Annotated in this window: 10 protein-coding genes; 7 read left to right on the plus strand and 3 right to left on the minus strand. The window is 61.7% G+C overall.

Annotation, left to right across the window (positions count from 1 at the left end; all coding sequences use genetic code 11):
* Nucleotides 1-70: 70 nt before the first annotated feature.
* Both ACESTR_RS12005 and greA read right to left on the minus strand, forming a co-directional pair.
* Nucleotides 71-403, minus strand: a complete 333-nt coding sequence (locus ACESTR_RS12005) for a hypothetical protein (protein WP_009598378.1) — start codon at nt 401-403, stop codon at nt 71-73.
* A 141-nt stretch (nt 404-544) separates the two neighbouring features.
* Nucleotides 545-1021 (minus strand): transcription elongation factor GreA, encoded by a 477-nt coding sequence (gene greA / locus ACESTR_RS12010; protein WP_039940532.1) that lies wholly within the window; start codon nt 1019-1021, stop codon nt 545-547.
* Between the two features lie 295 nt (nt 1022-1316).
* Here greA and cls point away from each other — a divergent pair, with 295 nt between their 5' ends.
* Nucleotides 1317-2651, plus strand: coding sequence for a cardiolipin synthase (gene cls / locus ACESTR_RS12015; protein WP_014774957.1), 1335 nt, complete (start codon nt 1317-1319; stop codon nt 2649-2651).
* Between the two features lie 14 nt (nt 2652-2665).
* On the opposite strand, the gene ACESTR_RS12020 is transcribed toward cls, so the two are convergent.
* The gene (locus ACESTR_RS12020) at nt 2666-2797 is read right to left on the minus strand and encodes a hypothetical protein (protein WP_262894572.1); all 132 of its coding nucleotides are present in this window, start codon (nt 2795-2797) and stop codon (nt 2666-2668) included.
* Between the two features lie 13 nt (nt 2798-2810).
* On the opposite strand from ACESTR_RS12020, the gene ACESTR_RS12025 reads away from it, so the two are divergent.
* The 6 genes from ACESTR_RS12025 to ACESTR_RS12050 all read left to right on the plus strand — a co-directional run bounded on the left by ACESTR_RS12025 (nt 2811) and on the right by ACESTR_RS12050 (nt 8144).
* A complete protein-coding gene (locus ACESTR_RS12025) occupies nt 2811-3347 on the plus strand; it encodes an outer membrane beta-barrel protein (protein WP_279066983.1) in 537 nt (178 codons plus the stop codon).
* 61 nt (nt 3348-3408) lie between these two features.
* The gene (locus ACESTR_RS12030; RefSeq protein WP_009598389.1) at nt 3409-4230 is read left to right on the plus strand and encodes an outer membrane protein assembly factor BamD; all 822 of its coding nucleotides are present in this window, start codon (nt 3409-3411) and stop codon (nt 4228-4230) included.
* 2 nt (nt 4231-4232) lie between these two features.
* The gene (locus tag ACESTR_RS12035) at nt 4233-4559 is read left to right on the plus strand and encodes a DNA-directed RNA polymerase subunit omega (RefSeq protein ID WP_014774959.1); all 327 of its coding nucleotides are present in this window, start codon (nt 4233-4235) and stop codon (nt 4557-4559) included.
* 12 nt (nt 4560-4571) lie between these two features.
* Nucleotides 4572-5831, plus strand: coding sequence for a bifunctional phosphopantothenoylcysteine decarboxylase/phosphopantothenate--cysteine ligase CoaBC (coaBC, locus tag ACESTR_RS12040; RefSeq protein WP_227042893.1), 1260 nt, complete (start codon nt 4572-4574; stop codon nt 5829-5831).
* Nucleotides 5832-5837: 6 nt separating this feature from the next.
* On the plus strand, nt 5838-7481 hold the full coding sequence (gene recN / locus ACESTR_RS12045) for a DNA repair protein RecN (protein WP_009598384.1): 1644 nt from the start codon (nt 5838-5840) through the stop codon (nt 7479-7481).
* A 75-nt stretch (nt 7482-7556) separates the two neighbouring features.
* Entirely contained in the window at nt 7557-8144 is a 588-nt protein-coding gene (locus ACESTR_RS12050; RefSeq protein WP_014774961.1) for a histidine phosphatase family protein, read from the plus strand.
* Nucleotides 8145-8305: the final 161 nt, after the last annotated feature.

Raw genomic sequence — 8305 nt, forward strand, 5'->3', positions numbered from 1 at the left:
TTTGAATGACATACGTAACCCGCCGGACCGCACGGCCCGGCAAAAAACAGGATGGGAAGGGGATTGCGGGTTACGCCGCGGGAGGCGCGCGCAGCGAAACGCCCGGAACCGGCATGCAGCGTCTGCACTGCGTGGCTTCGGGCATCAGAACGCCCAGCATCCCGCAATAGAACGAGTGCGCGGGCTGTACTGCGTCGAGATAGGGGAAGAAATAGAAGTCGTCGACGATACAGCGTTCCACCACGATCTGATGCGCGCCGTTGTCGGGCATCAGATCGCCGCAGAGCGCGGCGAAATGCGCAGGGTCCTCCTTGTAGATGTGGACCTTGTGTCCTGCGTACGCTGCGACCAGAATCAGCAGCAGCAGAGCGGCGTATATCCGTTTGGGTGCTTTGCGTATCATCTTTCTGCTGCCAAAAGTAGCACAAAAAAAGGACCGCACAAAACGGTCCTGCAAAAATACCCACAAACGGGGATGTATGTCGTGTCCTGCACCCGGCCGGGAGCGGACGATGCGGCGCCGCTGCCCTGCGGGAACGGGCGCCTAAATGCTGATGTCGAGGATCTCGAAGTGAATCGTTCCGGCGGGAACCTCCACGTCGACCCGGTCGCCCTTCTTGTGGCCCAGCAGCGCTTTGGCGATCGGCGTGCCGATGGCCAGCTTGCCCTCGCGCAGGTTGGCTTCGTGCTCGGCGACGATGGTGTAGACCATCTCCTTCTTGGTGTTGTGATTCAGCAGCGTCACTTTGCTCAGAATCTGCACCTTGCTCTTGTCGATTTTCGACTCGTCGATCACCCGTGCGTTGGCAAGCGAATCCTCCAGCTTGGCTATACGCATCTCCAGCATACCCTGCGCCTCGCGGGCAGCGTCGTACTCTGCGTTCTCCGAAAGGTCGCCCTTGTCGCGCGCTTCGGCGATCGCCGCCGAAATTGCAGGACGCTCGACGGAACGCATGTGGTCGAGCTCGTCCCTGAGTTTCTTGTACCCCTCCGCTGTCAGATAGATAATCTCTTTTGCCATAATTTTATACGAGTCCGACGTATTCAGTTTCATAACACCGCGAAAGATTTCAAATGCCGGAACCCGTCGAACTCACTTTAGGCATCCGAAAACGCCCGCCCCGCATCTAAAACCTTCCTGAATCCCCCTCCGCAGAGGAGGAGTTTCGAATTAAACATCGTAAAAAAATAAGAATCCTGACCGGTGAAGGCCAGAACCCTGATTTTCATTATACAGCAAAGATAGGAAGTATATTCCGAATTTCCAAATCTTTTTTCAACCTGCATGGCACGGAGTATGCCCTCACGCACGGGTTATGTATCTGCTGCTTGCAATTCACATCGCATGGACGCTCGGAGCCGTTCCGCTCGTCACCCGACAGAAACGTCTGCCCGCGTCGGCTGCGGCGTGGCTGGCGCTGATCCTGCTGCTCCCCGTAGCCGGCACGCTGCTCTACGTACTGGCTGGTTACCGGCCGCACCTCCCGGCGGCGGAACGCCGCGCATACCGCGGCGACCGTCTCGGACAGATCATCGCACGGGGCTGCGGCACACGCATCACCCGCCACAACAGCGTCGAACTGCTCCACAACGGCAACAACGCCTTCACGGCGCTGATCGCCTCGCTCCAGCGGGCCGTGCGGTCGATCCACATGGAGTACTACATCATCCGCGACGACCGCATCGGACGCACCATCGCCGAAATCCTGATACGCAAAGCCCGTGCGGGACTCGAAGTGCGCGTCATCTACGACGCCGTCGGCTCGTGGCGGCTCAGCCGCACGATGCTGCGCCGCATGCACGAGGCGGGCGTCGAGACGGCGGCTTTCGAACCGGTGCGTTTCCCGTGGTTCACCACGCGCGTCACCCGCCGCAACCACCGCAAAATAGTCGTTACGGACGGAAAGGTCGCCTACTTGGGTGGCATAAACATTGCGAAATACTACCTCGACGGAGATTACATGGGCAAGTGGCGCGACGAGCACCTTCGCGTCGAGGGCGACGCCGTCGCCGACCTGCAGAAGCTCTTCATCGCCGACTGGGCGCGCGTACGCGGCGAGAGTCTCGACATCCGCCGCCATATCGCGCCGCACGACATCCGGCAGCGGCTGCCGATCCAGCTCGCATGGGCCGAAGAGGGTTCCTCGCGGCTGACCATCGCCGAGGCGTTCGCCGCGGCCATCGTCCGGGCGCAGCGCAGGGTGCGCATATCCTCGCCCTACTTCCTGCCGCCCGCGATGCTGCTCGACGCGCTGCGGCTGGCGGCCCGGAGCGGCGTGAGGGTGCAGGTGATGATCCCGACGTGCAGCGACTCGCCGTTCACGGACCTGATATCGGACTCCTACGTCGGAGACCTGCTCGACGCGGGGATCGAACTCTACCGCTACGCCAACGGCTTCCTGCATGCCAAACTGCTGATCGTGGACGACGACACGGCCTCGGTCGGCACCGCGAACATGGATTACCGCAGTCTGCTGGACAACCTCGAAGTCACGGCCTTCATCCGCGACCGGCAGGTCGTCCGGGAGCTGTCCGCCACCTTCGACGGCGATCTGGCCTCGTGCCGGCGGATCGTGCGGGGCGAATGGCGGCCGGCGGCATGGCGGCGCACGCTGGGCGATGTGCTGCGGCTCGTGTCACCCCTGATGTAACCTCCGCAGCAACCTTAAAACCAGCTAATTTCGGCATGAAACATCTCTTCCCGCTCCTGCTCTGCGCGCTGCTGCTCACCGGCGCGGCTTCGGCCCAGCGCCGCTTTCAGGTCGGCGTCCGCGGCGGCGTCACCACCACCAGCCACACCTTTTTCCCGCGTGGAAATCGGAGAAAACCGATTCCGGCCCGGTCCCGCCAAGGCGGGCTATCAGGCGGGCTTCGTCCTGCGGTTCAACCTCACCCGCCGCCTGCACCTGCAGTCGGAGCTTAATTTCGCATTCGTCAATTACTCGATCCGCGCCGAAGGCTCCCGCGCCCGCAGCGTCTCGCTGCGTTCGGAGCGGTTCGAAATCCCGCTGCTGCTGGGTCTCCAGTTCGGGCCCCTGCGGCTCTTCGGCGGCGCCCAGTTCCGCGTGGCCGACTCCGAGCGGGACAGCGCCCCGAAACTGCTGAAGGTGAATTTCAACGACGACGTCGGCATCATGGGCGGCGTGGGATTCAACATCCGCAAATTCTTTTTCGACTTCCGCCTGTCCGGTTACGCCCGTTCGCACGTCTGGAACACCTTCGTCTCCGACGGCGTGTCGCAGCGGGTCAGGGTCCCGCGCAACCTCGTTTACGGAGGTTGGTCGGGTTCTTCTTCTGAACAAAAAACAAGGGTGCGGAGACGCACTCTTTTTTTGCACAATAAATAATTTTGCAAATCGTTAATTTATGCGTAACTTTGCGCGATAAAGCGCCGCAAAAGATTTATCGATGAAGCAGACTTTTTTATACGCCGTGTGCGGAGTGATCCTGATCACCGCATTTAGCGGATGCGCAGGAATCAACGCCCTGCTCAAAAGCGGACAACCCGACCTGATTTACAGCAAGGCGCTGGAGTACTACCAGAAGGAGAAGTGGTCGCGGGCCTCGACGCTCTTCGAAGGCGTCCAGCACTACTACTCCGGCACGCCCCGCGAAGACAGCATTTCGTTCTTCAACGCCCGCTGCAAATACAAGAACCGCGATTACGACACGGCGGCGACGCTTCTCGACGATTTCCGCCGCAAGTTCGGCCGCAGCGCCTTCATCGAGGACGCCGAAGGCATGTACGCACTCTGCTTCTACTATCTTTCGCCCGGCCCTTCGCGCGACCAGACGATGACCGGACAGGCGCTGATCGCCATCAACGAATTCATGTCGCGTTATCCGCACAGCGAGCAGATCGAGAATTTCAAGACCATCAACACCGAGCTGACGCAGCGCCTGCACGACAAGGCCTACCTCAACGCATACACTTATTATAAGATAGGCCGCTACAAGTCGGCCATCGTATCGCTCAAGAACGCGCTCAAGCAATACCCCGAAAGTTCGCACCGCGAGGAGATCATGTACCTGATCGTGGACGCCAGCTACCGCTTCGCCAGCAACTCGGTCGCCGAGAAGCAGACCGACCGCTATCTGGCGATGCTCGACTCGTACCTCTCGTTCAAAGAGGAGTTCCCCGAATCGAAACATATCAAGGAGGTGGACCGCATGGCCCAGCACGCCCGCGATTATCTGGACCGCAACAAGCAAGAAGACAACAACATATAGCAATGGAAATCAAGAAGAACATTCCCAACAACACCATTACGCGTAAACTGGTCGATCTGGACCGGGAGACCGGCAATGTCTACGAGTCGATAAATATCATCGCCCGCCGCGCCAACCAGATCGCAACCGAGCTGAAGACCGAGCTGAACCGCAAGCTCGCCGACTTCTCATCGCCCACGGACACCATGGAGGAGACCTTTGAGAACCGCGAGCAGATCGAGATTTCGCGCTATTACGAGCGTCTTCCCAAGCCCGCGATCATCGCCACCGAGGAGTTCCTCGACGACGAGCTTTTCTTCAAGGAGAACAAAGAGGTCAAGGAGGCGTAACGCCCCGCCGGCATGGACTCGCAGGGACACGACATACAAAGCCCCGGCGCCGGCCGCACGGTCGAAGGACTCGCGGGACGGCGCATACTGCTGGGCATTACGGGAAGCATAGCGGCCTACAAGGCGGCTGTGCTCTGTCGTTTATTGAAGTGCGCGGGCGCCGAAGTGCGCGTCGTCATGACGCCGCTGGCCAAGCAGTTCATCACGCCCCTGACGATGGCCACCCTCTCGAAAAACCCGATTCTCGTGGAATTCTTCGACCCGGAAAACGGAGCGTGGAATTCGCACGTCTCGCTCGGCGAGTGGGCCGACTGTTACCTGATAGCCCCCGCCACGGCCAATACGCTGGCCAAAATGGCCTGCGGCATCGCCGACAACCTGCTGCTGACGACCTATCTCTCGGCCCGCTGCCCGGTCGTCGTGTCGCCGGCCATGGACCTCGACATGTACGCCCATCCCGCGACGCAGGAGAACCTGCGCCGTCTGGCCGAACGGGGCGTGCGGATCGTCCAGCCCGCCGAAGGCGAGCTGGCCAGCGGACTGACGGGCAAGGGCCGCATGGCCGAACCCGCCGACATCGCCGCTTTCGTCGGCCAACTGCTCGGCGGAGAAAATCCCGAAAAAAAAAAGAGCCTGCAAGGTAGACGCTTCGTCGTAACGGCAGGCGCCACGATCGAAGCCATCGACCCCGTGCGGTTTATCTCGAACCACTCGTCGGGCAAGATGGGCTACGCCATTGCGGGCGCACTGGCCGCCCGCGGCGCCGACGTGACGCTCGTCAGCGGCCGCACGGCCCTGCCGACGCCCGCCGGAGTGCAGCGCACGGACGTACTTTCTGCCGCCGAAATGTACGACGCCGCCACCGCGGCTTTCGACCGAGCCGACGGAGCCGTCATGTGCGCGGCCGTCGCGGACTACACGCCCGACACCGTTTCGGAGACGAAAATCAAAAAATGCGGCGGCGAAATGTGCATCACCCTGCGCCGTACGCGCGACATCGCCGCCGAACTGGGCGCACGCAAAGGCAGCCGCCTGCTGGTGGGCTTCGCGCTCGAAACCCACGACGAACAGGCCAACGCCGAAGCCAAGCTCGCCAAGAAAAACTTCGACTTCATCGTCCTCAACTCGCTGCGCGACGCCGGGGCCGGATTCCGCGGCGACACCAACAAAGTCACCTTCATCGACCGCAGCGGCCGGGAGGAACTCCCCCTGATGCCGAAGTCCGAAGTCGCGGAACGCATCGCCGATAAAATCGAATCACTGTTAAAATAGGCCGCCATGTTACGTCGTCTGTCGGTTGAGAATTACGCGCTTATCGAAAAGCTCGAAATGGAGCTGGACCCGCACCTGAACATCATCACGGGTGAGACGGGAGCCGGCAAATCCATCCTGCTCGGTGCTTTGGGCCTGCTGCTCGGAGCCAAGAACGACGGCTCGGCCATGAAAGACGCGGCGCGCAACTGCGTGGTCGAAGGGACTTTCGACCTTTCGGGCCGCGGTATGGAGTCGTTCTTCGACGAGAACGACCTCGACTATGCTCCCGAAACGCACGTTACGCGCATGATAACCCCGGCCGGCAAGAGCCGCGCCTTCATCAACGACATTCCGGTCCAGCTCGCGCAGCTGCGCGAATTCGGCACCCGCCTGATCGACATACACTCCCAGCACCAGAACCTGATTCTCTCCTCGGAGGAGTTCCGCACCTCGGCGCTCGACACCGTGGCCGGAAACGGCGGGCTGCTCGCGCAATACACGGCGCAGTACGCCCGGCTTTCCGAACTGCGGCGCCAACTCGCAGCCCTGCGCGAAGCGGCCGCCGACGGCCGCCGCGACGAGGAGTGGCTGCGTTTCCAGTGCGAAGAGCTGACCGCCGCCAACCTCCGCGAAGGCGAGCAGGCCGCGACCGAAGCGGAACTTGCCGTACTGGAAAACGCCGACCGCATCGGCGAAGTCCTCACCACGCTCCGCAACGCATTCGACGCCGACGAAACGGGGATTCTCACCCTGCTCAAAAACTCGGAAAACGACCTCGTACGCATCCGCGAACACTACCCCGCCGCCGGGGAGTACGCCGAGCGCATACACTCGGTGCTCGAAGAGCTGAAAGACATCGACAACGCCGCGGCCGCCGACTGCGAACGGATCGACGCCGACCCCGAACGGCTGGCGAAGCTCTCGGCGCGTCTCGACACCCTCTATGCGCTCCAGCAGAAGCACCGCGTCGCCTCCGAAGCCGAACTGATCGCCGCACGCGACGGTTACGCCGCCCGGCTGGCGGCCATCGTCCACGGCGACGAGGAGATCGCCGCGACCGAAAAAGCGCTGCACGAAACCGAGCAGAAAGCGGCCGCATTGGCCGACCGCCTGCACAAAGCCCGCGAAAAAGCCGCCGCAGGCTTCGCGAAACAGATCCTTGCCACGCTGACGCAACTGGGCATGCCCGACACGGTGTTCGAAGTGGCGCTGACGCCGCTCGCCGAACTGGGCCGCACGGGCCGCGACAATGTGGTTTTCCTCTTCACGGCCAACCGCAGCGCAACGCCCCAGCCCGTCGAGCGGATCGCTTCGGGCGGCGAGCTTTCCCGCGTCATGCTGGCCCTCAAAGCCCTGCTGGCCCGGTGCATGCAGCTGCCGACGGTCATCTTCGACGAAATAGACACGGGCGTTTCGGGCCGCATCGCCGACGCCATGGGAGAGATCATCGAGTCGCTCTCGGCGACGATGCAGGTCGTGGACATCACCCACCTGCCGCAGGTCGCCTCGAAAGGCTCGGCCCACTTCGTGGTCTACAAGCAGGACGGACGCACCGGCATCCGGCGTCTGACGGCCGAAGAACGCATCACCGAGATCGCCAAAATGCTCTCCGGCAGCCGGATAACCGACGCTGCAGTCGCGCAGGCCCGCATCCTGCTAGGCAAATAACACCCCGACAAACCGCAAGCCTGCCGGAACGAATTCGCTCCGGCAAGCCCTTTTAACCCTTCATAGCATCGCACAATGGACAAACTCAGCACCCTCGCCGCCGCGAACCAGCAGCGCGCCCAAGAGGTCATCCGCGACAGCGGCATCGAAAGCATCTGGCGTTCCGTGGGCGCCGAACCGCATTTGGTCGGCTCGCTCCGCACGGGACTGCTGATAACGCACCGCGACATCGACTTCCACATCTACTCATCGCCCCTGCGCGTAGCGGACAGCTTCGCCGCCATGGCCCGGCTGGCCGAAAACAGCCGCATCCGCCGCATCGAATACGGCAACCTGCTCGACACGAGCGAGGAGTGCCTCGAATGGCACGCATGGTATGCCGACGCCGACGACCAGCTTTGGCAGATCGACATGATCCACATGCCGAAAGGCTCGGCCTACGACGGCTATTTCGAACGGGTTGCCGACCGGATCGCCGCCGTGCTGACCGACCAAACGCGCGAAACCATCCTCCGGCTCAAATACGAAACTCCGGAGACCGAGAAAATCATGGGTATCGAATACTATCAGGCCGTGCTGCGCGACGGAGTCCGCACCTACGCCGAATTTGAGGCATGGCGCGCCGCAAACCCCGTCACCGGCGTGCTGGAGTGGATGCCGTGAGCCGCCCCTCCCGGTCACGGGACCGGCAGGCGGTAACAGCCGAAGACGGCTCCCGACAACAAAAAAAACCGGAGACCGTTACGAGTTTCCGGGGATTTACAAAGCAATGCTGTAACTGAATGAGTTACGGCATTGCTTTTTTATGAGGTAATGATTTAGAA

Source organism: Alistipes sp. DJF_B185 (assembly GCF_964250025.1).
GTDB classification, from domain to species: Bacteria; Bacteroidota; Bacteroidia; order Bacteroidales; family Rikenellaceae; genus Alistipes; species Alistipes finegoldii.

What these genes read in the sequence shown, in the direction of transcription:
- ACESTR_RS12050 (WP_014774961.1), top strand. Translation starts at nt 7,557, where the DNA reads ATGGACAAACTCAGCACCCTCGCCGCCGCGAACCAGCAGCGCGCCCAA.
- greA (WP_039940532.1), bottom strand. Translation starts at nt 1,021, where the DNA reads ATGGCAAAAGAGATTATCTATCTGACAGCGGAGGGGTACAAGAAACTC.
- ACESTR_RS12030 (WP_009598389.1), top strand. Translation starts at nt 3,409, where the DNA reads ATGAAGCAGACTTTTTTATACGCCGTGTGCGGAGTGATCCTGATCACC.
- cls (WP_014774957.1), top strand. Translation starts at nt 1,317, where the DNA reads ATGTATCTGCTGCTTGCAATTCACATCGCATGGACGCTCGGAGCCGTT.
- ACESTR_RS12035 (WP_014774959.1), top strand. Translation starts at nt 4,233, where the DNA reads ATGGAAATCAAGAAGAACATTCCCAACAACACCATTACGCGTAAACTG.
- recN (WP_009598384.1), top strand. Translation starts at nt 5,838, where the DNA reads ATGTTACGTCGTCTGTCGGTTGAGAATTACGCGCTTATCGAAAAGCTC.
- coaBC (WP_227042893.1), top strand. Translation starts at nt 4,572, where the DNA reads ATGGACTCGCAGGGACACGACATACAAAGCCCCGGCGCCGGCCGCACG.
- ACESTR_RS12005 (WP_009598378.1), bottom strand. Translation starts at nt 403, where the DNA reads ATGATACGCAAAGCACCCAAACGGATATACGCCGCTCTGCTGCTGCTG.